Source organism: Halotia branconii CENA392, assembly GCF_029953635.1.
GTDB lineage: Bacteria > Cyanobacteriota > Cyanobacteriia > Cyanobacteriales > Nostocaceae > Halotia > Halotia branconii.
Genome location: NZ_CP124543.1, coordinates 2,409,125 through 2,435,452, shown reverse-complemented (window position 1 = coordinate 2,435,452; position 26,328 = coordinate 2,409,125). Strand labels below are relative to the sequence as shown.

The window sequence follows — 26,328 nt, the reverse complement described above, 5'->3', positions numbered from 1 at the left end:
CTTCTTGTTCTAATGCAGTCAATCCAAGATCAAAATCACTGCAAAAGTGAGATTTTTTTTCATAAATCCTCACATTGGCAATATGAATGCTATATTAGTAAATCTAGTAGTGTGTGTAAATATTAATAGTATTTTTGGAATCGACTGTGGCGAATACAAAGTCTGCTCTCAAACGCGCCCAAATCGCAGAACGTAACCGACTGCGTAACAAAGCTTACAAATCAGCAGTTAAAACGCTGATGAAAAAATATGTAAGTGCCGTAGAAAGCTATACGGCTAATCCTACACCAGAATCACAACAAGAAGTCCAAGCGCGGTTGTCTGAGGCTTACAGCAAAATAGATAAAGCTGTTAAGCGCGGTGTTCTGCACCCCAATAATGGAGCTAGGAAAAAGTCAAGATTAGCTCACAAACTACAGCCAGTCGTACAAAGTGCTGAATAGTCCCAATTTATAGAGTTAAATCATTAACTCTTGATAATTGACTGTTGACCTTGATCAAACTAATGCAGCTGATTGACACCCACGTTCATCTTAACTTTGACTCATTCCAGCCAGATTTAGCTTTAGTGCGATCGCGATGGCAACAAGCAGGCGTAGTGCGTTTAGTACACTCTTGTGTCGAGCCAGCCGAGTTTGCCAGCATTCAAGCCATAGCGCACCAGTTTCCTGAACTGAGTTTTGCCGTGGGATTGCATCCTTTAGATGCCCAAAAATGGCACAGCGACTGGGCCGATCAGATCCATTCTTTGGCGAGTTCAGAACCAAAGGTGGTAGCTATAGGAGAAATGGGGCTGGATTTTTACAAAGCAGATAACTATGCAACCCAATGTATGGTATTCGAGGCACAATTAGCGATCGCATCCCAACTCAAATTGCCAGTAATTATTCACTGCCGCGATGCAGCGAAACAGGTAAAAGAAATATTGCAAAAATGGCAGGATTCCCAAGCGGAACCCCTACGGGGTGTGATGCATTGTTGGGGAGGAACACCAGAAGAAACTCAATGGTTCTTGGACTTAGGCTTTTACATTAGCTTTAGTGGCACAGTCACATTCAAAAACGCTGAAGCAATCCATGCCTCAGCTGCAATGGTGCAAAGCGATCGCCTGTTGATTGAAACAGATTGTCCTTTTCTCGCTCCAGTACCCAAACGGGGCGAAAAGCGTAACGAACCTGCTTATGTCCGCTATGTAGCAGAACAAGTAGCTCAGTTGCGTGGAGAAACAGTAGAAGCGATCGCTCATCAAACCACCCGCAATGCCTGTGAGTTATTCGGTTTGGTAGTATAAGTTACGAATATTCAGGTTATTTGGGAGGTAAAAAAAATAAATCCTTGGGAGGACAAAAATATGCTAAGATCATTCCCTCCAAAACATTTTGCTTGCGTCATAATGATAAAGGAAGGAATTGAGAACTCTTAAAACTTGATTTTGTACTGTTATCAACTTGACCATCCTCCTCCTCTCTACATTCGGATGCTCTCATAGCCGTGAGCTAAATTTGGCAGAAATTGCCTGACTGCTTTGTATCTAATCCTATAGAAAATTGTTAAAAGTAATTGTCTTGTGAGTAAAACCCACCAACATCAAGCCAGTCTGATAATAGGCCAACAAAGGGCGGCTCATTTTCTCAATCCTAAGATATCACCGTGAGGATAAATGGTGTATTGAAGACAGATAAAGTCTAAAGTGCGTAAGTTGATCAGCGCACTTTTAGGAGGGGAAATTGACCAAAGCAAATCAAATTCAGCTATGTTCCAGCCATCTGTTGTTAAAGCATCAAGTTAACAGCCAGATAATAATGACTTTGACCTGCCAGCAAGGGCGATTACCCCCTTGTCAAAATCGTTATTTTTGGCTTAAATTGCTGCGTTTACCTGCATTTATAGAGCAGTTGGCATTTTAGGAGAAAAAAGTTCCCACAGCTACAGACACTAGTTTACGGTGAAAAATTGCCAAAAGTAGTGTCCTCTCAAAAAGTTTAACCAGGTTGACAAAGGTAGAGGCATGACTAGCGAAACATATATTGAACCCGCCTTTTTGTTGCCCGACTTGATTGAAATCCAGCGCTCAAGCTTTCGCTGGTTTTTGGAAGAAGGGTTGATAGAAGAACTTAACTCTTTTAGTCCGATTACAGATTATACAGGCAAGCTAGAACTGCACTTTCTCGGACATAACTACAAACTAAAAGAGCCAAAGTACAGTGTTGAAGAAGCCAAACGGCGGGATAGCACTTATGCAGTCCAGATGTATGTTCCCACACGCCTGTTGAACAAAGAAACAGGTGATATTAAAGAACAAGAAGTTTTTATTGGGGATCTGCCTTTAATGACTGATCGTGGCACGTTTATTATTAACGGAGCCGAGCGAGTCATCGTCAACCAGATAGTGCGATCGCCAGGAGTTTACTACAAATCTGAAATTGACAAAAACGGGCGGCGGACTTATTCTGCCAGTCTTATCCCCAACCGAGGGGCATGGCTGAAATTTGAAACAGACCGTAATGACTTAGTTTGGGTACGCATTGACAAAACCCGCAAACTTTCAGCACAGGTGCTATTAAAAGCTCTGGGCTTATCAGATAACGAAATTTTTGACGCTTTACGTCACCCAGAATATTTCCAAAAAACCATCGAAAAAGAAGGGCAATTTTCTGAAGAAGAAGCCCTAATGGAGTTGTATCGGAAATTGCGTCCCGGTGAACCACCTACAGTCTTGGGTGGACAACAACTCTTAGACTCGCGTTTCTTTGACCCAAAACGTTATGACTTAGGTCGTGTCGGACGATATAAGCTCAACAAAAAACTCCGGTTGTCTGTTCCCGACACCATGCGTGTATTGACTCCCGGCGATATTTTGGCGGCTGTCGATTATTTGATTAATCTAGAATATGACATTGGCAATATAGATGACATTGATCACTTAGGTAATCGTCGGGTCAGAAGCGTCGGTGAATTGCTGCAAAACCAAGTGCGGGTAGGTTTAAACCGCCTAGAGCGAATCATTCGGGAACGAATGACCGTGTCTGATGCCGAAGTCCTAACCCCTGCTTCCTTAGTTAACCCCAAACCATTGGTAGCAGCAATTAAGGAGTTCTTTGGTTCCAGCCAATTAAGTCAGTTCATGGATCAAACCAATCCTCTGGCAGAACTGACCCACAAACGTCGTCTCAGCGCCTTAGGTCCTGGTGGTTTAACTCGTGAACGTGCTGGTTTTGCGGTACGAGATATTCATCCTTCTCACTACGGACGCATTTGTCCGATTGAAACACCAGAAGGTCCAAACGCTGGTTTAATTGGCTCCTTAGCAACCCATGCCAAAGTCAACCAATACGGCTTTTTAGAAACGCCATTTAGACCCGTGGAAAATGGGCGGGTGCGATTTGACGTTACGCCAGTGTACATGACAGCCGACGAAGAAGATGATCTAAGGACTGCCACTGGCGATATCCCAGTAGATGAGAATGGCTACATTAAAGGGCCATTAGTACCCGTGCGCTATCGTCAAGACTGGGCGACTACCACACCAGAACAAGTGGATTATGTAGCAGTTTCCCCAGTGCAAATCGTCTCAGTGGCGACGAGCATGATTCCCTTTTTGGAACATGACGACGCTAACCGAGCACTGATGGGTTCCAACATGCAACGGCAGGCAGTACCATTGCTTAAACCAGAGCGTCCTTTAGTAGGTACTGGTTTAGAAGCCCAAGGAGCAAGAGACTCCGGGATGGTAATCATATCCCGTAGCGATGGCGATGTCATCTACGTTGATGCCACAGAAATCCGGGTACGTCCCAAATCTGGGGGTTCGGAAATTAAGTACCGACTTTCCAAATATCAAAGATCTAATCAGGATACCTGTCTCAATCAAAAGCCCCTAGTTCGGATTGGTGAGCGCGTTGTTGCTGGTCAAGTACTGGCTGATGGCTCCTCTACCGAAGGTGGTGAATTAGCCTTGGGACAAAATATTGTCGTCGCTTATATGCCTTGGGAAGGCTATAACTACGAAGACGCGATTTTGATTTCGGAGCGCTTGGTGCAGGATGATATTTACACCTCAATTCACATTGAAAAATATGAAATTGAAGCTAGACAAACCAAACTAGGCCCAGAAGAAATCACCAGAGAAATTCCTAACGTCGGGGAAGATGCCCTAAGGCAATTGGATGAACAGGGAATCATTCGGATTGGGGCGTGGGTAGAATCAGGAGATATTTTGGTCGGAAAAGTTACACCTAAAGGGGAATCAGACCAACCACCAGAAGAAAAACTTTTACGTGCCATTTTCGGTGAGAAAGCGCGGGATGTACGAGATAATTCCTTGCGAGTACCAAACGGCGAAAAAGGGCGGGTTGTAGACGTGCGCCTGTTTACCCGCGAACAAGGCGACGAACTGCCACCAGGAGCCAACATGGTAGTCCGGGTGTATGTAGCGCAAAAGCGCAAAATCCAAGTTGGCGACAAAATGGCAGGACGACATGGTAATAAAGGAATCATTTCGCGGATCTTACCAGCGGAAGACATGCCTTATTTGCCTGATGGTTCCCCAGTAGATATTGTCCTTAATCCCTTGGGCGTACCCAGCCGGATGAATGTTGGGCAAGTATTTGAATGTATGTTGGGTTGGGCTGGTCAAACCTTGGGAGTAAGATTTAAGATTACTCCCTTTGATGAAATGTACGGTGAAGAATCATCCCGCCGCATTGTACATGGCAAATTGCAAGAAGCACGAGACGAAACAGGCAAAGATTGGGTGTATAACCCAGACGATCCTGGTAAAATCTTGGTCTTTGATGGTCGCACTGGCGAACCCTTTGACCGACCAGTTACCGTGGGTGTGGCTTATATGCTGAAGTTGGTACATTTAGTGGACGACAAGATTCATGCCCGTTCCACAGGCCCATACTCTTTGGTAACTCAGCAACCTCTGGGTGGCAAAGCCCAACAAGGTGGTCAGCGATTTGGGGAAATGGAAGTGTGGGCATTGGAAGCTTTTGGTGCAGCTTACACCTTGCAGGAGTTGCTGACAGTTAAATCCGACGATATGCAGGGACGCAATGAAGCGTTAAATGCGATCGTTAAAGGAAAGGCAATTCCTCGACCTGGAACACCAGAGTCTTTTAAGGTGCTAATGCGAGAACTACAATCATTGGGTTTAGACATTGCCGTACACAAAGTTGAAACCCAAACAGATGGTAGTTCCTTAGATGTGGAAGTCGATTTAATGGCAGATCAATCTGCTCGACGTACACCCCCAAGACCAACCTACGAATCTCTCTCCCGTGAATCTTTGGAAGAAGAAGAGTAGAAAGTTAGAAGTTAGGAGTTATCAGTTTTAAATTGATAACTCCTAGCTTACAGTTAACAACTAAATACTTCTCCTAGCACGGGCGTAGAACCTCGTGCATTTACTTACTCATAACTTAGAACTTAGTACTAAAGAAATGAGACCAGCCCAAACTAATCAGTTTGATTACGTCAAAATCGGTTTAGCATCGCCAGAACGCATTCGGCAGTGGGGTGAACGAACTCTGCCTAACGGCCAATTAGTAGGCGAAGTCACTAAACCAGAGACAATTAATTACCGAACTCTTAAGCCAGAAATGGATGGCTTGTTTTGTGAGCGCATCTTTGGCCCTGCAAAAGATTGGGAATGCCATTGTGGTAAGTATAAAAGAGTACGTCATCGCGGCATTGTCTGTGAGCGTTGTGGTGTAGAAGTTACCGAATCGCGGGTACGTCGTCACCGCATGGGATACATCAAACTTGCTGCTCCAGTAGCTCACGTTTGGTATCTCAAAGGCATTCCTAGCTATATTTCCATTTTGCTGGATATGCCCTTGCGAGATGTAGAGCAAATAGTCTATTTCAACTCTTATGTTGTTCTCAGTCCTGGTAATGCCGAAACTTTAACTTACAAACAACTCCTCAGTGAAGACCAATGGTTGGAAATTGAAGATCAAATTTATAGCGAAGATTCTACTTTGCAGGGTGTTGAGGTAGGTATTGGTGCTGAAGCGCTGCTGCGTTTGCTGGCTGATATTAACTTAGAGCAAGAAGCTGAAAGCCTACGTGAAGAAATTGGTAACGCCAAAGGGCAAAAACGCGCCAAGTTAATTAAGCGCCTACGAGTGATTGACAACTTCATTGCCACCGGTTCTAAACCTGAGTGGATGGTGATGGCAGTAATTCCGGTAATTCCGCCCGACCTGCGTCCAATGGTACAACTCGATGGTGGACGCTTTGCTACCAGCGATTTAAATGACTTGTATCGGCGAGTCATTAACCGTAATAATCGCTTGGCAAGGTTGCAAGAGATTTTAGCACCAGAAATTATTGTGCGGAATGAAAAGCGGATGCTGCAAGAAGCAGTGGATGCTTTGATTGACAATGGTCGCCGCGGACGCACGGTAGTCGGGGCAAATAACCGACCACTGAAGTCTTTGTCTGACATTATTGAAGGTAAGCAAGGTCGTTTCCGGCAAAACTTGTTAGGTAAACGAGTTGACTATTCTGGACGTTCTGTAATTGTGGTCGGTCCGAAGCTGAAAATTCACCAGTGCGGTTTGCCTAGAGAAATGGCAATTGAGCTATTTCAACCATTTGTGATTAATCGCTTGATTCGCAGTGGGATGGTAAACAACATCAAAGCAGCGAAAAAACTCATATCTCGCAACGATCCTAGTGTCTGGGATGTTCTAGAAGAAGTAATTGAAGGACACCCAGTCATGCTCAACCGAGCGCCGACACTACACCGTTTAGGTATTCAAGCTTTTGAACCGATTTTGGTGGAAGGTAGAGCAATTCAACTGCATCCTTTGGTGTGTCCAGCGTTTAATGCTGACTTTGACGGCGACCAAATGGCGGTACACGTTCCTCTGTCTTTAGAAAGTCAGGCAGAGGCGCGGTTATTGATGCTGGCTTCTAACAATGTTCTATCACCAGCTACAGGTAGACCCATTATCACACCTAGTCAAGATATGGTATTGGGAGCATATTACTTAACAGCAGAAAATCCTAATGCTACAAAAGGTGCAGGTAATTACTTTGCTTCTTTGGATGATGTAATCATGGCTTTCCAGCAAGAGCAAATTGACTTACATGCCTATATCTACGTGCGGTTTGACGGTGAAGTTGAATCTGATCAACCAGATCAGGAGCCTCTGGAAATAACAGAAAATAGTGATGGTAGCCGGACATTACTGTATAAATTCCGCCGAGTCAGAGAAGATGCCAAAGGAAATTTAGTTTCTCAGTATGTACGGACAACACCCGGTCGTGTTATTTACAACAAAGCAATTCAGGAAGCATTAGCAGTTTAGGAGCTAGGGACTAAGAAAAGCACAGGAGCAGCACTTCGACTACGCTCAGTGACCGGGGCAGGAAAGCAGGGAGACAAGGAAAGAAGTGCGGTCTTGGAGTCTCCCCTTTGGGTAACGTTCGCAAGCTCGCTATCGCTACGCTAACGGCAGTCCAACGCCAGTCGCTCCTGGGGAGCCACTGCGTTGCGGGGGTTCCCCCCAAGTCCCGCAAGTGGCATGGAAACCACGGCAGTTCCTACAAGTCGGGGAACCGCAAGGGCGGACTGCCTCACCAAGTGGAGCAACTTCGGGAGAAAAAAAAATTATGAACAAATTCAAGACATTCTTCATTCCCCGGTTGCTGAGTTTCGACTACTTCGACTTCGCTCAGTACAAGTGCGCTCAACTGCCGCGTAGCCGAAGTGCTGCACCCCGCACCCTGTCTCTAGTGCCTTTTCTCTCTCATGCCCCATGCCCTATGCCCCATGCCCAATCCTAATAATTAATGATTAAGGATGAAGGACTAAATAAATGAGTAATGAAAACACGATTTTTCGCAATCGCGTAGTTGATAAAGGTCAACTGAGAAAATTGATTTCCTGGGCGTTTACGCACTATGGAACGGCGCGTACAGCTGTGATGGCGGACAAGCTCAAAGAATTGGGATTTCGCTATGCTACCAAAGCAGGGGTTTCTATCAGTGTTGACGACTTGATGATCCCGCCAACTAAACGAGCGCTTCTAGATGCGGCAGAGGAAGAAATTCGTGCCACCGAAACCCGTTACCAACGGGGAGAAATTACAGAAGTGGAACGCTTTCAAAAAGTAATTGATACCTGGAATGGTACTAGTGAAGCCCTCAAAGATGAAGTCGTTGTTCACTTTAAAAATACTGATCCTCTCAACTCAGTGTACATGATGGCATTCTCTGGAGCGCGGGGTAACATTTCTCAAGTGCGGCAATTGGTGGGGATGCGGGGACTGATGGCAGATCCCCAAGGGGAAATTATTGACTTGCCCATTAAAACCAATTTCCGTGAAGGGCTAACCGTAACGGAATACATTATTTCGTCTTACGGTGCGAGAAAAGGATTAGTCGATACCGCCTTGCGGACGGCTGACTCTGGTTATCTCACCCGTCGTCTAGTAGACGTATCTCAGGATGTAATTATTCGGGAATTTGACTGTGGTACTACCAGAGGGATTCCGGTGCAGCCAATGACAGAAGGTGCTAAAACCTTGATTCCTCTGGGTCAGCGCTTACTAGGAAGGGTAGTTGGTGAAGATGTAGTGCATCCCACCACAAAAGAAGTAATTGCACCACGCAATACCCCAATTTCTGATGATTTAGCAGCAGAAATTCAAAAAGCTGGGGTTAGTGAAGTTGTTGTGCGATCGCCTCTAACTTGTGAAGCTGCACGGTCTGTCTGTCAACACTGCTATGGCTGGAGTTTAGCCCACGCTAAGATGGTGGATTTGGGTGAAGCTGTTGGGATTATTGCTGCCCAAAGTATTGGTGAACCTGGAACTCAGCTCACCATGCGGACATTCCATACAGGTGGTGTATTTACTGGGGAAGTAGCGCAGCAAGTGCGTTCTAAGACAGAAGGTACAATCCGTCTGCCCCGGAAACTGCGGACTCGTACATATCGCACCCGCCACGGTGAAGATGCCTTGTATGTTGAGGCAAACGGGGTGATCAATTTAGAACCGAAAAAAGAAGGTGCTAATACCCAAGCTACCCAAGAAATTCATGTTACTCAAGGTTCCACACTTTACGTAGTTGATGGACAGCAAGTAAAAATCGGTCAATTACTGGCAGAAGTTGCTCTTGGTGGACGTACAACTCGTGCTAACACAGAAAAAGCTGTAAAAGATGTAGCGTCTGACTTAGCAGGAGAAGTGCAGTTTGCGGATGTAGTTCCAGAACAAAAAACCGATCGCCAAGGTAATACCACAACTACAGCAGTCAGAGGTGGTTTGATTTGGGTTTTATCTGGGGAAGTTTATAACTTGCCTCCTGGTGCAGAATTGGTGGTGAAAAATGATGATGCGATCGCCTCAAATGGAGTGTTGGCAGAAACCAAATTAACTAGCCTACATGGCGGTGTGGTACGTCTGCCGGAAGCTACTCCAGGCAAGAGTACCAGAGAAATTGAAATTATCACTGCTTCTGTGGTTTTAGACCAAGCAAAAGTCACAGTCCAAAGTTCCCAAGGTCGCAATAGCTACTTAGTTACCACTGGCAACAACCAAGTATTCAACCTCCGGGCTACCCCAGGTACTAAAGTCCAAAATGGTCAGGTCGTCGCTGAATTGATTGACGATCGCTATCGTACAACTACTGGTGGATTCTTGAAATTTGCTGGTGTAGAAGTCCAGAAGAAAGGCAAAGCCAAGCTGGGCTACGAAGTTGTGCAAGGTGGCACTCTGTTGTGGATTCCCGAAGAAACCCACGAAGTCAACAAAGACATTTCCTTACTGCTAGTAGAAGACGGACAGTTTGTAGAAGCTGGGACTGAGGTGGTAAAAGATATCTTCTGTCAAACTAGTGGTGTGATAGAAGTTACCCAGAAAAATGACATCCTGCGAGAAGTCGTCGTCAAGCCAGGAGAACTGCTGATGGTAGACGATCCAGAAGCAGTCATGGGACGAGATAATACTTTTGTCCAACCAGGTGAGGAGTTCCAAGGTAGTGTCGCCACCGAATTGCGCTATATCCAGTATGTGGAATCTCCAGAAGGACCAGCTTTATTAAGTCGTCCAGTAGTGGAGTTTGCCGTACCGGATAATCCTGATGTGCCATCAACCACATCAATTAGTCAGCAAACAGGGCGTTCGATTCAGTTGCGGGCAGTACAGCGATTGCCCTACAAAGATTCTGAACGCGTCAAGTCTGTTGAAGGGGTGGAGTTGCTGCGAACTCAGTTGGTGCTAGAAATTGAGCAAGAAGGTGAACAAGACCATAATGCTTCTCCTTTAGCAGCAGATATTGAATTGATCGAAGAAGGTGAGGGTGAAGAGCTAGCAACTGCCCCAACCTTAGACTCAGACTCGACAACAGAGGAAATCTCCGCCTCAGATTCTCTGCGCTTGCAATTAGTGATTTTAGAATCCTTGGTAATTCGGCGGGACATTACTGCTGATGCTACCCAAGGTAGTACCCAGACTAGCTTAGAAGTAGAAGATGGACAAACCATCGCTCCTGGTGCTGTGGTTGCACGTACCAAAATCTTAGCTAAAGAAGGGGGTATTGTCCGGGGTGTGCAGAAAGGTAGTGAAACTGTCCGTCGTTGTTTGGTATTACGCCAAGACACTGACATGATCACAATGCATACTAGTACCCAACCCAAAGTGAAAAAAGGTGACTTGCTAGTAGAAGGCGCAGAAATTGCCTCTGGAGTTTTTGCAGAAGAATCTGGGCAAGTAGTAGAAGTTAAAACTGCCGCAAATACTTCTACAAACCAAGATGCAGCCTTGAGTACTCAAAATTACTCTGTGACTATCCGCGTTGGTCGCCCCTACCGAGTCAGTCCTGGTGCTGTCTTACAGATAGAAGATGGCGATTTGGTACAACGAGGCGATAACTTGGTATTGTTGGTGTTTGAGCGTGCCAAAACCGGAGACATTATTCAAGGTTTGCCCCGGATTGAGGAATTGCTCGAAGCACGTAAACCCAAAGAAGCATGTATTCTCTGTCGGCGAGCCGGAGAAGTTAAGGTAGTTTATGGTGATGGTGATGAAGCGATCGCTGTTAAAGTAGTAGAACCCAATGGCGTAGTCACCGATTACCCTTTAGGGCCTGGACAAAATTTGATGGTTCCAGATGGCTCAGTTGTCGCAGCAGGGGAACCGTTGAGTGATGGTCCATCCAACCCCCATGAAATTTTGGAAATTTTCTTTAGTCTGGGTTCTGAGGATGGAGTTTATGCTTGTGCTAGCCATGCTTTGCAGAAGGTGCAAACATTCTTGGTGAACGAAGTGCAAATGGTGTATCAGTCTCAAGGAATTGATATTGCCGATAAGCACATTGAAGTTATCGTGCGTCAGATGACCAATAAAGTCCGGATTGATGATGGTGGCGATACTACCATGCTTCCCGGTGAATTGGTAGAGTTGCGCCAAGTTGAGCAGGTGAACGAAGCTATGGCGATTACAGGTGGTGCTAGAGCGCAATACACCCCCGTATTGTTAGGTATCACCAAAGCATCATTGAACACTGACAGCTTTATTTCTGCCGCCTCCTTCCAAGAGACAACACGGGTACTAACCGAAGCAGCAATTGAAGGTAAATCCGACTGGCTGCGCGGACTAAAGGAAAACGTGATTATCGGTAGATTGATTCCGGCGGGTACTGGGTACAATACCTATGAAGAACCCGGTGCGATCGATGAATATGCCGCTTTAGATAGCAGTAGCGTTCTAGATGAAGTCGATGATCCTCTGGATATGGTATTAGACGATCGCACAGCTCGCGCCTATAATCTAGATTCTCCTGGGCTGGCAGAAACTGGATTTGGTAGTCGGCGTACAGAAAGGTCAATTCTCGATGATGACGATGACTTGATTGCCGATGAGGTTACTGACCTCATGGAAGAGGACGAAGAAGATGAAGACGATTACGAGGAAGACGACGTAGACGATTACGAAGAAGAGTAAAGATGAAAGGGAACAGGCAACAGGCAACAGGTGAATCCAACACTGCGGGATGATTTTCCTTTGCAGGTAAATGGTGAACCCGAAGGGCAACAAATAAATTAAGCCACTTTAAATATATTTTTGGGGCTAATTTCTTTTTCCTGTTAAGAGTTCCCACCCTCAAGAGGAAAGGTAAAAATTAAAATGTAAAATGTAGAAGGTAAAAGAAATTACTCTTTTGCCTTTTTACTTATTGTTACGATATTTAACAAAATGCCTCTGAAAATTGTCCAAAATTTTGATAGTAGTTTTACTTTAGAACCCCAAGCTCAAACAATTCTATTTCAATTATTAACAGGAGAATCTTTTCTCCAGCAAATTTGTCAGCAGTTGCAGTGTGAAAAAGTAGAATTTACCGAACTACTTTTTCAGCCAGTTCCCTATAGCTTAACTACTCCCAAGGGAATGCCAGCAGAATTTGAAAAATATCATAAATCTGATCAGTACGCTATCATCAACGTCCCGCCAAATTTTATGTTTAGTGCGAAGATTTTCAGACCCAGTCGCCTTTGCACAATTTTTAGAAAAGTTAGTTAAAAAAGTAATCTTTTTCAACGCAGAGGTTTAATACGAACTGTTGAAATCATGTACTTGGTAAATAGCAATTTTTAGATTTTATCTATGACCACCGAAACGAATATTCCTGCTTTAACAACACTCGAATATGTTGCTTACATTGATGATAGCGGTCAATTGCCTGAACAGTTTCAAGGAAAAATAGGAGTATATGCCATATTTGATCAAGCAAAACTTTTGCAATTTGTGGGATATTCTCGCGATGTTTATCTCAGTCTCAGACAGCATTTGGTACGTCAACCACAACAATGTTATTGGGTAAAAGTTCAAACTATTGAGCGTCCCAGTCGCACGATTTTAGAAAGTATTGAGAATGCGTGGATTGCTGAAAATGGTAGTGTCCCTTCAGGAAATGGAGAAAACCAAGAAACATGGACGCAACCGATAGATGCAAAAAAAGTCATGACACCTGAAGAACAAGCAAATTATCAAAAACCAACTAATGATGAATTAACACAAATCAAAATCATCAAAAATGTGGCACGACGAGTAGAAGCCGAAATTATCGCATCGCTAGAAGCGCGGGGTTTACAGACACAAATTCGCTTTAATCCTAAATTAAAAGAAGAAGGGTTACTAGATCTAAAGTGAAGTTATAGTGGGCTAACTATTGCTGATCACCTGATTATGACAACACAGCTACTGAATGATCGCTATCAAGTTATCCGCACACTAGGCGCTGGGGGATTCGGTGAAACCTTTCTCGCTGAAGATACTTATATGCCCTCTAAACGCCGTTGTGTAGTTAAACAACTCAGACCAATTCAAAACAATCCCCAAATTTATCAACTGGTACAAGAACGGTTTCAACGAGAAGCCGCAATTTTAGAAGATTTGGGTGGATCTACTGACCAAATTCCCGTCTTGTATGCTTATTTTACATCAGGTGGACAATTTTATTTAGTTCAGGAGTGGATTGAAGGCGATACTCTGACTGCAAAACTACAAAAGCAAGGTTTATTTAGTGAAAGTGCAATTACAGAATTACTGGTGAATTTGTTACCAGTTTTGGAGTATGTCCACTCAAAGCATATTGTTCATCGTGATATCAAACCGGACAATATTATTGTGCGCGATCGCGATCGCAAATCAGTATTAATTGATTTTGGTGCGGTGCGGGAATCTATGGGAACAGTAGTCAATTCCCAAGGAAATCCTACCAGTTCGATTGTAATTGGTACACCTGGATATATGCCGAGTGAACAAGCCGCAGGTAGACCAATTTATTCTAGTGATTTGTATAGTTTGGGCGTAACAGCAATTTATTTACTTACAGGAAAACAGCCACAACAATTAGAAACAGATCCGCAGACTGCTGAAATTATGTGGCGACAGTATGCCAGTCATGTCAACCCGATGATAGCAGGAATTATCGATAAAGCGATCGCCTATCATCCACGCGATCGCTACCCTAGCGCTAGAGCCATGCTTGATGCTTTGCAGAGCATAGCAAATCCCATTCCACCCACGCAACCACATTACATTCAGCAGCCTTCCACCCCAACACCTGTAGTACCTACACCACCAACTATTGCGGTTAATTCCCCGGCTAATGTTACAGCTCATAATCGCAATAATCTACTCATTGGCGGTTTGATTGCAGGGGGGTTAATTGGTGCATCTGTAATTATTAGTCAGGTATTAATAAAATCTTCTCAACCTGTAGCAGATCAAAATATCACACCTTCAATAGCGTTGCCAACTGTCACGCCTTCTGTGACGACTCCGTTGATTATCCCATCTTCAGTTCCATCCCCAACTGTCCCATCTCAGGTAATAGAAACTCCCCAACCAATTATCCAATCTCCAATTTCTACTGATAACTCAACACAATCAGATAATTATTTCTGGCTTTCTACAAGGCGAGTTACAAATACCGATTTAGATGGAAAAGATGGTTTCACATTGGATATAATGCGAAACTCAATTTTTGCCCGTCATGGTCGTCGTTTTGATACTCCTGGATTACAAGATTACTTTAACAATCAACCTTGGTATAACCCTAAATATTCACCAAAAGAGTTTCCTGCTAAGTTACTTTCAAAACTAGAACAAAAAAATGTTGATGATATTGCTAAATATCAAAATACTTATAATCTGAGATATTTTAAGAAATAGAGAATAAATACGCTTCTATAATTAAGGCAAATCAAAATAAGAATCAAACCGCAGAGACGCAGAGAACACAGAGAAAGAATAAGCAAAGGTTTTTACAAATGATTTAGGATTGCTATATGACCCAAGCTTTACCCAAAATAGTTACTTTTGATGAGTTTATTACTTGGTATCCTGAAAATTCTGGAATACGCTACGAATTGTACAATGGAGAAATTGTGGAAATGTCACAGCCTACAGGTAAACATGAAAAGATAAAAGGATTTTTGGTAAGAAAGTTATCTGTAGAATTTGACCGATTGAATCTTCCCTACTTTATCCCCAATCAAGCAATAATTAAACCACCTGAAAGAGAATCAGGTTATTTCCCAGATGTATTGATTGTCAATGATCAGGCTTTAAGTTTAGAACCTCTATGGGATAAATCTTCCACTCTTACAAATGGTGCATCAATACCTTTAGTAGTTGAAGTTGTTAGTACTAACTGGCGAGATGATTACTATTTGAAACTTGCTGACTATGAGGAAATGGGTATTGCTGAATATTGGGTGGTTGATTATGCAGCCTTGGGGGCAAGAAAATTTATTGGCAATCCGAAACAGCCTACTTTTTCACTTTATCAACTGATTGATGGCGAATATCAAGTGACTCAGTTTAGAGATAGTGATAAAATTCAGTCTCCAACATTTCCTGAATTAAATTTGACCGTTGAACAAATATTTATGAGATAACAATGTAGATTGTTGGATAAGATGAAATAAGTCACAGATCTATTAAGATAGCGCGATCGCACAATACAGAATCGTTGTTTGAGTAAGTATCTGATGTACATTGGGAAAAGGCACACGCTTGTAGATTTTCATGACAACAACGCTACTGAACAATCGCTATCAAGTTATTCAGGTACTCGGTGCTGGTGGGTTTGGTGAAACCTTGCTAGCAGAAGATACTCACATGCCTTCTCGTCGTCGCTGTGTAATCAAGCAACTCAAACCCATAGCCGATGATCCTCAAACTTACCAAATCATTCAACAGCGGTTTGAAAGGGAAGCTGCAACTCTAGAATATCTAGGCGACAGTAGCGATCAAATTCCTCAGCTTTATGCCTACTTTTCGGAAAATGGTCAGTTTTATCTGGTTCAAGAATGGATTCACGGTCAAACTCTGTCAAAGATTGTGGCAGCCAAAGGCTATGAAAGCGAAACTGCTGTCCGTGAAATTCTCTTGAGTCTGCTATCAGTATTAGATTATGTCCACAGCAAAGGTATTATTCACCGCGATATCAAGCCGGATAACATTATTCTCCGTGATTTTGATCAAAAGCCAGTTTTGATTGATTTTGGTGCAGTCAAAGAAACCATACGTTCAGTAATCAGCTCTGCATATTATCCCACGCGATCGCTCGTGATTGGTACGCCTGGTTATATGCCTAGTGAACAAGCTATAGGAAGACCAGTCTACGCCAGCGATATTTATAGCTTAGGTTTAACAGCAATTTATTTACTGACTGGTAAACATCCAGCAGAATTACAAACTAACCAGCAAACAGGCGAGATTATTTGGCAGAATGACGCGCCTTATATTTCCCCTAATCTAGCAATGGTAATTAATCAAGCCATTAAACCCCAAGCAGGCGATCGCTACAGCACTGCCAATAAAATGCTTGATGCTTTAAAATTTACTAATGATATAGCTCAACAACCATCTAACACGGCTGCGACAATCAGCCTTAGCCCTGCTGCGACTGCACAAACACTACCAACTCAAATAACTCCTGCTAAAAATCGGCAAAAACCAATTTGGATTATCGGTGGTTTGGTATTAGGTGGTTTGATTGGTGGGGTAGCGCTTTCTAACTTTACTCGCCAACAGCAGTCTGAAACATCTATCGTTAAAGATGATACTCCCGCAGTATCTCCAGCACCTACTGATTCCCCTGTTGATTCGCAACCATCATCAATGGCGGTTACACCTACTGCATCACCACAGCAACCAGTCATTTCTGCCCCTTCACCAGACAACAACCCTCAATTAGATGCCAATTCCCCAGGTATAACAACGTCACAGCCTAACGAAAAACCTATGACTTCAGGTGATCCCGCGCCTACAATCACCTCAGTACCCCAACCAGCACCAAAAAATCAGCCGCCACAGAAAAAAAAAGAAAAAATAAACAAGCAAAGCGTTCCAGCCTTTTCCACAGGCACATCAAGAAGCACAGTAGAAGACGTTCTCGGTAAGCCAAAGAAAGATTTAAGGGGTTTGTGGGGCAATACTCGTGCTGTCACTTATCAGTTAGTTCCCAACAAAATTGATCTAGGTTACTTGTTTGACCGCCAATCTGGAGTGCTACGTCAAACCGAGGCTGCTTTTGCCCAAACAGTAGATTCACAGGTAATGCAAGCTACCTTAAATGGAATGTTAAATGGCCAAGTCACCCCAGAAATTCAGCAAGGACTGCAACAGATACAACAGCGCCAGAGAGAAGATTTTAGTTTTACGCAAGGTTCAGTCAAGGGTCAAATTGTGCGTCAAAACTGTGATTTTATTTACATCAGTATTTGGGATGCAGACTTACATGATTTTGTGAAGCCATCGTCAGCGAAACAGTGCAGCTAGTCGAATTTTTTGGCGTTGCTAAATTATGATATGAAATTCAAAAATTTAGTCTTCTCAACTCTTATTCCCTGCGGCTCTGCGTGTTAGCGAAGCGGGGCGTAGCCCGATCAATTCATATTCTTACTCAGCAACGCCAATTTTTTGATCTAAACTCATCCTTATAGATCTCAAATTTAGTACTAACAAAGAAAAAGAGCGATGAAGCTGATTATGTCTGCATTATAAACCATTTTGTTCCTCCATTAAGATATACTCTTATGCATCATTTACTTTTGATTCAAGCAAAGTAGAGTCATTAAACGGATGTCTTGCAAAGTTCCATATCAGACATCCATTTCTACAAGGGGCGTATATCTACGTTCCTACAGCCGATTCATGTGTTGCAAAGATTAAATTTAATTTTTGGACAGGTGTAATGAAACTAAAATTATTTGGAATTACATTCTTGAGTGTTTGTATTGCTGCTTTTACAGGAACGAAAGCAGCAGAGGCGGCATCGTTTTCGGTAATTGCCGATGGTCTTGATAATGCACGAGGACTAACTTTTGGTCCTGACGGCAGCCTCTACGTTACAGAAGCAGGAACAGGGGGAAGTGGAGCTTGCGTTCCTTCACCAAGTGTCCAAGACCAATCCTTATGTTATGGCACAACTGGTGCAGTGACAAAAATTGGAAATGGTACGCAAGAACGTATACTTACAGGACTTCCTTCTTTAGCGTTACCAGATGGTACTGATACTTCCGGGCCTCAAGATATTAAATTTGATGCCAGTGGCAAGCCTTATATTGCAATTGGATATGGTTCAAATCCCACATTTCGTGGCACATTAGGTAACACTGACTTAGGAAAAATCATCACTGCTAATTTCAATACAAATTCCTGGACTAGTGTCGCTGATTTAGCTAATTATGAACTTGTAAATAATCCAGACAAAGGTGATGTAATTAGCAATCCTTTTTCTTTGCTCTTAGACGGAAATAGAGTTGTTGTAATTGATGCGGGTGCGAATGCGTTACTGGGCTTTGGTACTGATGGAAGTAATTTAAATGCGATCGCCACAATTCCTCGGCAGACATTAACTAATCCAGTCTTCCCCTCTGGTGCATCGTCATCACCATTTGAAATCCAAGCAGTACCTACAAATGTTGCCAAAGGTTCAGATGGTGCTTACTATATTAGCCAATTAACTGGTTTTCCTTTTCCTGAAGGTGAAGCAAAAATCTATCGAGTTGGTTCTGATGGTCAACCAACAGTCTATGCCGATGGCTTTACCCAAATTACCGACTTAGCTTTTGATACTGAGGGTAACTTGTATGCTTTGCAGTATGCTAATCAGTCACTCTGGAAAGGTAATCTAGATGCTTCGGTAATTAAAATAGCACCTGATGGTACTCGTACAAACATCCTCAGTGGTAATGGATTAGAGTCGCCTACTGCTTTGACGATTGGTGCTGATGGTGCTATTTACGTGACAAACCGAGGCGATCGTCCTGGACTTGGACAAGTTATTAAAATTGAGAATCCCAAGTCTGTTCCTGAGTCTACTTCCACTTTCAGCTTCTTAGCGCTTGCTGGCGCTGTGAGCGTTACTTTGTTGCGAAAAGGTAAAGTCAAGATGGCTTAATTCATTGAAAGCGGCGGGAAACTTCATCCCTTCATAGGTAGAGAGGGATAGCCGTCCCGCCACTTGGGGCATTGGGCATTGGTAACTTCTTCCCCATGCCCCATGCCCCATTCCCTATGCCCTATGCCCTATGTCCGAAAACTTCATTAGAACAAAAATCCAAACAATTAAATCGGTAATTCAGCAGCATTGCGGACGTTTTTTAAACTTAAATTAGAGGTAGTACGTTTAATCAAACCAGTTAACACATTACCGGGACCAATTTCTATTACTTGCTCAATACCACTGGCTGATAATTGTAGAGAAATTTCTCGCCAACGTACCGAACCAGTCATTTGTTTACACAGGCGCTGTTTTAAAATTTTGGCATCAACGGATGGACTTGGTTCTACGTTAGATAAGACTGGCACAATAGCAGGCTGAAATTCCACAGATTCTAGAATATCTTGAAACTCTGCGGCAGCAGCTGCCATAAATGGTGAATGAAATGCTCCCGATGTTTTTAAAGGAATAGCACGCTTGGCTTTGACTTGGGTCATTACTTCTTGGACAGCCTCTGGAGTGCCAGAAATAACGACTTGAGCTGGACTGTTGTCATTTGCCAATACTACATCAGGTATTTGAGTAATGGCTGTTTCTAGTTGTTCACGATCAAAGTTCATTAAAGCCGCCATCATTCCACCAGTGGCGCTATCCATCAGTTCAGCACGGCGCTTAACTAGGTGTAACCCTGCTGACCACTCAAATACACCTGCAATATAAAGGGCAATATATTCTCCTAAACTATGACCAGCAACTAAATCTGGCTGGTATCCTCGTTCTCGGATGATATCGGCAAGAATGCTTTCTACGACATAAAGACTAGGTTGCGTATAGAGCGTTTGTGATAATTTTTCTTCTTCATTTTGGCAGATTTCTGTGACAGACCAGCCTAAAATCGCTTCAGCTTGGTCAAACTTATCTTTAACAACTGGTATATCTAATAAGTCTACTCCCATTCCCAATGTTTGGGAACCTTGTCCGGGAAACACCCATGCAGTTTTAGTCATTGGTTAAAAGTCAGTAGTCAGTGGTCAGTGGTCAGCGATGCACTGAGCGTAGTCGAAGTGTGGTCAGTGGTCAGTGGTTAGTGGTCAGTGGAAAAAACAACTAACAACTGACTACTGACAAATTCCTATCTTCCCCATTGAAAAATTGCCGCGCCCCAAGTTAAACCAGCACCAAAGCCGGATGCAGCAATGATGTCATTGGGTTTGATTTTACCTTGCCGTACAGCTTCATCTAAAGCTAGAGGAATAGAAGCGGCAGAGGTATTGCCATAATTGGCAAGATTACTAATAACTTTATGTTCTGGAATATTTAGGCGTTGAGCAACAGCTTCAATAATTCGCTGATTGGCTTGATGTAATAATAGCCAATCTATTTTGTCAACCTTGAGGTTAGCTTGAAATAAAGCTTTATCAATAATCTCTGGTACTTTTTGGACAGCAAAACGGTAAACTTCTTTGCCGTTCATGCTAATAGGTTGATAAGTACCTTTAGTAATATGTATGCCTGGAATTAGTTCTTGGCAAGAGGGTGTATAGGCAAGGTTAAGTTGATGATTTTGAGAACCATCGCTTTTGAGTGCAAATCCTAGCAAGCGATCGCTCTTGTCAGCTTGCAGTACTACTGCTCCCGCACCATCGCCAAACAATACACAAGTACGTCGGTCTTGCCAATCTACCCAACGGGAGAGGATATCTGCCCCTATCAACAGTACATTTTGATAAACTCCAGTTCTGATGTATTGGGCAGCCGTTACTAACCCAAATACGAACCCTGAGCAGGCAGCGGTCAAGTCAAACGCTACTGCTTTGGTTGCTCCTAATTGCGCTTGGACTTGACAAGCACTACCAAATAAGTCGTCAGGTGTGGATGTTGCTAGTAAAATTAAATCCAGGTCAGTTGCTTTGATACCAGCAGCTGCGATCGCCTGATGGCTAGCAGCACTCGCCAGGGAACTAAGAGACTCAACCGGAAGTGCTAAACGCCGCTGACGAATCCCTGTTCTTGTGGTTATCCAATCATCTGATGTCTCAACCAATGCGGTTAACGCTTGGTTATCTAAGTAAGTGTCTGGTACAGCCGAGCCACTTCCTGTTATTGCTACACCTAATTTTTCCACTCCTAACCTCCCAAGCTATCAGCTTTTTGTCATTTGTCTTTTGTCATTAGTCCTGACTACAGTTCACTTTCGGCATTTTCCAGGAGTGACCTTTGGCGCGTCTATGTCATTTGCCCTTCGTCTTTAACAAATGACTCATGACTCATGACTCATGACTAATGGCTAACTACTTTCCTGCTTTAGGATTTCATATTGGGAACGAAGTCGTTGCAGTACTTGATTGTCTACAGATTCTTTGGCCATGCGAATCGCATTAAAAATCGAAGGCGCTTGAGAACTGCCATGACCGATAAAACAAACTCCATCCACGCCTAATAGCAAAGCACCACCATGTTCTGCGTGATCCATGCGCTGCTTAACTCGTTTCAGGTTGGGTTTTAAGATTGCCGTACCAATTTGACCACGCAATCCTTGTGGTAATTCTTCCCGCAAGATTTGCAAAATCACTTCTCCGACTGCTTCGGCAAATTTTAGTAACACATTACCCACAAAGCCATCGCAGACAATCACATCAAATTGACCGGAAAGCACATCACGCCCTTCGGCATTACCTGTAAAAGTAATTTGAGAATTATCCCGCAGCAGTTGGTGAGCGCGCAGTGCTACCTCATTGCCCTTGGTGTCTTCTTCCCCAATATTCAACAAACCTACTTTAGGTTCAGGTGTACCTAAGACGTACTGACTGTAAATCGATCCCATGACAGCAAACTGCTCTAAAAATTTAGGACGGCAGTCTACATTGGCTCCGACATCGAGAATCAGTACTGGTTTGCCAGCGATGATTGTAGGAAAAACTGTGCCAATGGCTGGGCGGTCAATTCCTGGCAATCTTCCCAGACGAAGTAAAGCAGATGCCATTGCTGCCCCAGAATGACCAGCAGAAAACACAGCATCCGCTTTTTGATTTTTTACCAAATCCATTGCCACATTGATGGAAGCCTTGCGTTTGCGTCTAACTGCATTCAAAGGCTCCTCATCCATTGCGATCGCATCCTCAGCAGGAACGATCTCTACCTGCTCCAAATTTATTTTTGGCGGCAAGGCAGCTTCAATTTGCTGGGGATCACCCACCAACAAAACTTTTACACCCAATTCTTCCTTTGCTCGCAGTGCGCCAGCAACGATTTCACCGGGTGCGTGATCCCCTCCCATTGCGTCAATTGCTATCCGTACGCAAGTCGATCCCATTGCTTAAAGCTTCTAGAAACCTTACAAATTTTACCAGATGGCTTTGCCGAAAAACTGGAACTTTTTAAAAGTGGGGCATGGGGCATTGGGCATTGGGCATTGGGCATGGGGCATGGGGCATGGGGCATGGGGCATAGACAGTTATCAGTTATCAGTTATCAGTTTTCACTGGTCACTGTTAACTGTTAACTGTTCACTGTTCACTGTTCACTGCCCTCTGCCCCTCTGCTTCTTCTTCCCTTGCTCCCCTACTCTCCTTGATTCAGCACCCAGCTAACTAGAGTCCGAACGCCGTAGCCAGTTGCGCCTGAGGTGTTGTAGCCATTTTCTTTATCTACCCAAACTGGCCCGGCAATGTCTAAGTGCGCCCAAGGGGTTTCTTTAACAAACTGTTTGAGGAAAAGGGCTGCGGTAATTGCACCACCTGGACGCGGGCCTGTATTTTTCATGTCCGCTATGCCAGATTTTAAACCTTCAAAATACTTTTCTTCCATTGGCATCCGCCAAATTTTCTCGCCTGATATTTCAGCGGCTTTCTCTAATTGAGAAGCAACATTATCATCTGGAGTGTATAAACCAGCAATATCGTCACCTAGAGCTATGATGTTAGCGCCAGTCAAGGTAGCTAAATCAACGATCGCATCTAATCCCATTTTGTCGGCAAATACTAAAGCATCTGCTAAAGTCAACCGTCCTTCAGCGTCGGTGTTGTTAACTTCGATGGTTTTGCCGTTAGATGCTTTGAGGATGTCGCCTGGGTGCATGGCGTGTCCACTAATCATGTTCTCAGCCGCCGCCGAGATAAAGTGAACCTCTACATCTGGCTTGAGTTGTCCAATTACTTTAGCTGCACCCAAGGTTGCAGCTGCCCCACCCATGTCCATTTTCATGGTTTCGATGCCGCTACCAGCACCTTTAATATTCAGTCCGCCAGAGTCGAAGGTGACACCTTTACCTATAATTGCTAGTTTCTTTTTCGGTGTGCCATCAGGTTTGTAAGTTAAATGAATAAATTTTGGAGGCAAATCAGAAGCTAGGGCAACTCCCAAAAAAGCCCCCATACCCAATTTTTCACACTCTTCCCGTTCGAGAATTTCTACTTGCAAACCGTGATCGTTAGCGATCGCTTGGGCGGTTTCTGCCAAAGTAACGGGTGTAACTTCGTTGGCTGGTGCTGCTACTAACTGCCGAGCCAAAATTACTCCTGACACAATTTGATTGGCGCGAGTAATAGCTGCTTCTTGTCCGGCAAAACCTAGTAAATCTACGGTTTCTAGTTGTGATCCTTTATCTTCTGGTTCTGACTTAAAGCGAATATCTTGGTAAAGTGCTAATTCTACACCTTCTGCGATCGCTTGGGCTGTTGCCGCTGGGTCATTGTTCCATAATGGGAAATTAAACCCCAAAGTTTTGCTTTTTTGCTTTTTGGCAACTCTAGCTACGGCTGCCGCCGCCCGTCGCAACGTATCTAGTTTTAAAGCTTCTGGTTTTCCCAAACCTACTATAATCACTTTGCGAACAGCACTACCAGCACCTATGCGAGTCGAAATAGTGCTGTTGGCTTTGGCTTTAAATTCCTCTTCGGTAATTAGTTCTTTTAAGACTCCGGCAAATTTTTCATCTAAAGTTGCCAATTCGCCAGTTAACTCTACCGCATCTTCAAATAATGCAATTGCTAGGCTGTCACCTGACCACTCTAGCAAAGGCTTGTCACTAGGTTGAATTTTCATTTTGGGATTTTGTGTAAGTATTCCTGCTTGTACCAGTATTGCTCAAAATTCTTTTTTCATGTGTGGGGTATGGGGCATTGGGCATTGGGGATGGGGCATGGGGCATTGAGAAGTGACTGTCTTAAAAGTCAAGCGAACTCCACCACAAAATGCGATTCGTTTTTTGGGACTCTGCAAGTAGATTAAAACTAGTTATTAGTTTAGAAAAACTAACTATAATCACTTTGAGATGAATCCCAATAACCAAGACGAATCTAATCAGCCTCAACAACTAGATCCTTATGAAGAAACTTTATTTAGCGGATATACAGATGGTGAGATTGCTGAAATGAAGGTACTTATGGAAAATTGGGATAAAGCCACCTATCCAACTTTAGCTAATAGCATTGTTAACCATGCTGACAGACATGATTTTAACAACAATTATTTAAGATATTTAAGAAAAGCAAATAATTTTACTAAAAAAGGCGCTCGAAAGAAAATACTTAGCGATGGAGCATATAGATGGAATAAAGGAAATGAATTTATAATTGAAAGAAATGGCAAGATTGTTTCATACGGTGAAAACTAATAATTTGTATGCAAAATTTCACAACATCAAATATTTCTCTAAATTTTCAAACTGCTAAAAGCTACATTAATAAACTGTTGCAACAGTTGTTAATTGATTACAATAATACACGCGAAGAAAGACGGCAAATAAGTCTATGGGAAGAATCAAAAAATTTCAGCATATTAGGAGAAATAGAAATTTTTACAACTGATATTGAGGGATGTGCATCTCAAGTAATTGCTAATGATAACTTAGAAAATTATCAAGATTTAATTAAAAAACTAACAAAAAATAATATATTTAATGTTGCTTATTTTACCGATTGGTATTTCTCAGAAGAAAGTCAATTTCCACAGATGAAACTTTATGTAGAAAAACTTAACTATCTACGGTTATTAATTATTGAGTATATAGTAATCAGGTTTGATTGACGATTCACTCGCAGAGGTAGGGGAAAAAAAGATAGGGAACCAATTCATTAAGAATTTGTTGGGTTTCGCTGGCGCTCAACCCAACCTACATTTTTTGTCTTGGTGGGGCATGGGACATTTATCATGCTAATTCCATGAGCTTGGTACTTAAATCAACACTTTAGTTGCTTTTTACCAGGAACTTACGGCAATCTATATGTAGTTATTGCAAATAGCATCTCTGCTTTTGCACTGCCATTAAGTGAATATACTAGTAACTATTAGAAACATGAAAGCAAAATTTAGAGCAGTATGCTTGTGCGTTGGTGATGATTGCGGGTGTGGAGGAATACCGGAGAAGCTTGTAAATGACCAATCAATCGCAATTTGATGTATTCCTAGCTCATAATAATCAGGATAAAGCACAAGTTAGAGCGATCGCCAGTGAACTAAAACTGCGTGGACTAAAACCGTGGTTAGATGAGGAACAAATTCCACCAGGAAAACCATTTCAGGATGTTATCCAAAAAGCGATTCAAAGTGTTAAATCCGCCGCTATCTTTATTGGTCTTCAAGGATTGGGAAGATGGCAGATAATGGAATTGCGATCGCTCATTGGTAAACTTGTAGAAGCAGATATTCCTGTAATTCCCGTCTTGCTACCGGGAGTTGAAGAAATTCCACATGATTTAGACTTTCTCAAACAACTAAATTGGGTCAGTTTTAGCAATAGGTTAGATGATAACGAAGCACTAGATCACCTAGTTTGGGGAATTACACAAGAAAAGCCCATCACAGAAGTTCAAGCCGATGACCTCAGTTCTGAGAATGGAGTAGACTACAGGCAATTGCGGAATTTGCTAGCAGCAGGCAATTGGGAAGAGGCGGATAAGGAAACTTTCACTGTCGTCATGCTCCAAGCATCTGGTAGAGAAAACCAACGCTGTCTTGATATCAAATCCATCCAAAATTTTCCCTCTACTGACTTACGCACCATTGACCAACTTTGGGTAAAATATAGCAATGGCCGCTTTGGCTTCAGCGTTCAAAAGAAAATTTATCTCAGCGTCGGTGGCAAGGCAGATGGTAAATATCATGAAGAAGCTGAAGATAGGTTTTGCGATCGCGTGGGATGGAAAGTGGAAGGAAGGTGGATAAACTATCCGGAAGAAGTCAGCTTTAATACCTCAGCACCAGAAGGACACTTGCCCGATGGTGGCTTCTGCTGGTTATGGGGTTGGGCTGGTTTGAGGGGGGTTCTTCTCTCGCGTGGAGATTTGTAAACTTTAACATCTAAGGTTTTGTAAGATTAACATTTATTAAAACCGCTTTTTTCACAATTATAGT

General features: G+C 43.1%; 19 protein-coding genes. 15 read left to right on the top strand and 4 right to left on the bottom strand.

What is annotated here, in order from left to right; translation table 11 throughout:
- The first annotated feature begins 146 nt into the window (after nucleotides 1-146).
- The 12 genes from rpsT (at nucleotide 147) to QI031_RS10720 (ending at nucleotide 18,933) form a co-directional block, all read left to right on the top strand.
- Complete coding sequence (rpsT, locus tag QI031_RS10775; protein WP_281485161.1) at nucleotides 147-443, top strand: 30S ribosomal protein S20; 297 nt, start codon at nucleotides 147-149, stop codon at nucleotides 441-443.
- Nucleotides 444-505: 62 nt separating this feature from the next.
- The gene (locus QI031_RS10770; RefSeq protein WP_281485160.1) at nucleotides 506-1,291 is read left to right on the top strand and encodes a TatD family hydrolase; all 786 of its coding nucleotides are present in this window, start codon (nucleotides 506-508) and stop codon (nucleotides 1,289-1,291) included.
- 717 nt (nucleotides 1,292-2,008) lie between these two features.
- On the top strand, nucleotides 2,009-5,308 hold the full coding sequence (gene rpoB, locus QI031_RS10765; protein ID WP_281485159.1) for a DNA-directed RNA polymerase subunit beta: 3,300 nt from the start codon (nucleotides 2,009-2,011) through the stop codon (nucleotides 5,306-5,308).
- A 136-nt stretch (nucleotides 5,309-5,444) separates the two neighbouring features.
- Nucleotides 5,445-7,322: a DNA-directed RNA polymerase subunit gamma gene (locus tag QI031_RS10760; protein ID WP_281485158.1), complete on the top strand. Its 1,878-nt coding sequence runs from the start codon at nucleotides 5,445-5,447 to the stop codon at nucleotides 7,320-7,322.
- Between the two features lie 211 nt (nucleotides 7,323-7,533).
- Nucleotides 7,534-7,800, top strand: a complete 267-nt coding sequence (locus QI031_RS10755) for a hypothetical protein (protein ID WP_281485157.1) — start codon at nucleotides 7,534-7,536, stop codon at nucleotides 7,798-7,800.
- 32 nt (nucleotides 7,801-7,832) lie between these two features.
- A complete protein-coding gene (locus QI031_RS10750) occupies nucleotides 7,833-11,960 on the top strand; it encodes a DNA-directed RNA polymerase subunit beta'' (RefSeq protein ID WP_281485156.1) in 4,128 nt (1,375 codons plus the stop codon).
- A 252-nt stretch (nucleotides 11,961-12,212) separates the two neighbouring features.
- Nucleotides 12,213-12,536 (top strand): hypothetical protein, encoded by a 324-nt coding sequence (locus QI031_RS10745; protein ID WP_281485155.1) that lies wholly within the window; start codon nucleotides 12,213-12,215, stop codon nucleotides 12,534-12,536.
- Between the two features lie 84 nt (nucleotides 12,537-12,620).
- Nucleotides 12,621-13,166 carry a GIY-YIG nuclease family protein gene (locus QI031_RS10740; protein WP_281485154.1) on the top strand — a complete coding sequence of 182 codons (546 nt, stop codon included), beginning with the start codon at nucleotides 12,621-12,623 and terminating at the stop codon, nucleotides 13,164-13,166.
- A 36-nt stretch (nucleotides 13,167-13,202) separates the two neighbouring features.
- Complete coding sequence (locus QI031_RS10735) at nucleotides 13,203-14,693, top strand: protein kinase domain-containing protein (RefSeq protein ID WP_281485153.1); 1,491 nt, start codon at nucleotides 13,203-13,205, stop codon at nucleotides 14,691-14,693.
- Nucleotides 14,694-14,809: 116 nt separating this feature from the next.
- Nucleotides 14,810-15,421: a Uma2 family endonuclease gene (locus QI031_RS10730; RefSeq protein WP_281485152.1), complete on the top strand. Its 612-nt coding sequence runs from the start codon at nucleotides 14,810-14,812 to the stop codon at nucleotides 15,419-15,421.
- 130 nt (nucleotides 15,422-15,551) lie between these two features.
- Nucleotides 15,552-17,309, top strand: coding sequence for a serine/threonine protein kinase (locus QI031_RS10725; RefSeq protein ID WP_281485151.1), 1,758 nt, complete (start codon nucleotides 15,552-15,554; stop codon nucleotides 17,307-17,309).
- Between the two features lie 415 nt (nucleotides 17,310-17,724).
- Nucleotides 17,725-18,933, top strand: coding sequence for a ScyD/ScyE family protein (locus QI031_RS10720; RefSeq protein WP_281485150.1), 1,209 nt, complete (start codon nucleotides 17,725-17,727; stop codon nucleotides 18,931-18,933).
- A 167-nt stretch (nucleotides 18,934-19,100) separates the two neighbouring features.
- Here the strand turns inward: QI031_RS10720 and fabD are convergent, their stop codons facing one another.
- The 4 genes from fabD to QI031_RS10700 all read right to left on the bottom strand — a co-directional run bounded on the left by fabD (nucleotide 19,101) and on the right by QI031_RS10700 (nucleotide 24,018).
- On the bottom strand, nucleotides 19,101-19,982 hold the full coding sequence (gene fabD, locus QI031_RS10715) for an ACP S-malonyltransferase (RefSeq protein ID WP_281485149.1): 882 nt from the start codon (nucleotides 19,980-19,982) through the stop codon (nucleotides 19,101-19,103).
- A 125-nt stretch (nucleotides 19,983-20,107) separates the two neighbouring features.
- Nucleotides 20,108-21,100, bottom strand: coding sequence for a beta-ketoacyl-ACP synthase 3 (locus tag QI031_RS10710; protein WP_281485148.1), 993 nt, complete (start codon nucleotides 21,098-21,100; stop codon nucleotides 20,108-20,110).
- A 162-nt stretch (nucleotides 21,101-21,262) separates the two neighbouring features.
- Nucleotides 21,263-22,288 (bottom strand): phosphate acyltransferase PlsX, encoded by a 1,026-nt coding sequence (gene plsX, locus QI031_RS10705; RefSeq protein ID WP_281485147.1) that lies wholly within the window; start codon nucleotides 22,286-22,288, stop codon nucleotides 21,263-21,265.
- Nucleotides 22,289-22,536: 248 nt separating this feature from the next.
- Entirely contained in the window at nucleotides 22,537-24,018 is a 1,482-nt protein-coding gene (locus QI031_RS10700; RefSeq protein ID WP_281485146.1) for a leucyl aminopeptidase, read from the bottom strand.
- 229 nt (nucleotides 24,019-24,247) lie between these two features.
- Here QI031_RS10700 and QI031_RS10695 point away from each other — a divergent pair, with 229 nt between their 5' ends.
- The 3 genes from QI031_RS10695 to QI031_RS10685 all read left to right on the top strand — a co-directional run bounded on the left by QI031_RS10695 (nucleotide 24,248) and on the right by QI031_RS10685 (nucleotide 26,264).
- On the top strand, nucleotides 24,248-24,589 hold the full coding sequence (locus QI031_RS10695; protein WP_281485145.1) for a hypothetical protein: 342 nt from the start codon (nucleotides 24,248-24,250) through the stop codon (nucleotides 24,587-24,589).
- An 8-nt stretch (nucleotides 24,590-24,597) separates the two neighbouring features.
- Nucleotides 24,598-25,002 (top strand): hypothetical protein, encoded by a 405-nt coding sequence (locus tag QI031_RS10690; protein WP_281485144.1) that lies wholly within the window; start codon nucleotides 24,598-24,600, stop codon nucleotides 25,000-25,002.
- 347 nt (nucleotides 25,003-25,349) lie between these two features.
- A complete protein-coding gene (locus QI031_RS10685) occupies nucleotides 25,350-26,264 on the top strand; it encodes a GUN4 domain-containing protein (RefSeq protein ID WP_281485143.1) in 915 nt (304 codons plus the stop codon).
- The last annotated feature ends 64 nt before the right edge of the window (nucleotides 26,265-26,328 follow it).

Coding starts and splice junctions, on each gene's coding strand:
- QI031_RS10770 (WP_281485160.1), top strand. CDS start 506: ATGCAGCTGATTGACACCCACGTTCATCTTAACTTTGACTCATTCCAG.
- rpoB (WP_281485159.1), top strand. CDS start 2,009: ATGACTAGCGAAACATATATTGAACCCGCCTTTTTGTTGCCCGACTTG.
- QI031_RS10760 (WP_281485158.1), top strand. CDS start 5,445: ATGAGACCAGCCCAAACTAATCAGTTTGATTACGTCAAAATCGGTTTA.
- QI031_RS10750 (WP_281485156.1), top strand. CDS start 7,833: ATGAGTAATGAAAACACGATTTTTCGCAATCGCGTAGTTGATAAAGGT.
- QI031_RS10745 (WP_281485155.1), top strand. CDS start 12,213: ATGCCTCTGAAAATTGTCCAAAATTTTGATAGTAGTTTTACTTTAGAA.
- QI031_RS10740 (WP_281485154.1), top strand. CDS start 12,621: ATGACCACCGAAACGAATATTCCTGCTTTAACAACACTCGAATATGTT.
- QI031_RS10735 (WP_281485153.1), top strand. CDS start 13,203: ATGACAACACAGCTACTGAATGATCGCTATCAAGTTATCCGCACACTA.
- QI031_RS10730 (WP_281485152.1), top strand. CDS start 14,810: ATGACCCAAGCTTTACCCAAAATAGTTACTTTTGATGAGTTTATTACT.
- QI031_RS10725 (WP_281485151.1), top strand. CDS start 15,552: ATGACAACAACGCTACTGAACAATCGCTATCAAGTTATTCAGGTACTC.
- QI031_RS10720 (WP_281485150.1), top strand. CDS start 17,725: ATGAAACTAAAATTATTTGGAATTACATTCTTGAGTGTTTGTATTGCT.
- fabD (WP_281485149.1), bottom strand. CDS start 19,982: ATGACTAAAACTGCATGGGTGTTTCCCGGACAAGGTTCCCAAACATTG.
- plsX (WP_281485147.1), bottom strand. CDS start 22,288: ATGGGATCGACTTGCGTACGGATAGCAATTGACGCAATGGGAGGGGAT.
- QI031_RS10700 (WP_281485146.1), bottom strand. CDS start 24,018: ATGAAAATTCAACCTAGTGACAAGCCTTTGCTAGAGTGGTCAGGTGAC.
- QI031_RS10695 (WP_281485145.1), top strand. CDS start 24,248: ATGAATCCCAATAACCAAGACGAATCTAATCAGCCTCAACAACTAGAT.
- QI031_RS10690 (WP_281485144.1), top strand. CDS start 24,598: ATGCAAAATTTCACAACATCAAATATTTCTCTAAATTTTCAAACTGCT.
- QI031_RS10685 (WP_281485143.1), top strand. CDS start 25,350: ATGACCAATCAATCGCAATTTGATGTATTCCTAGCTCATAATAATCAG.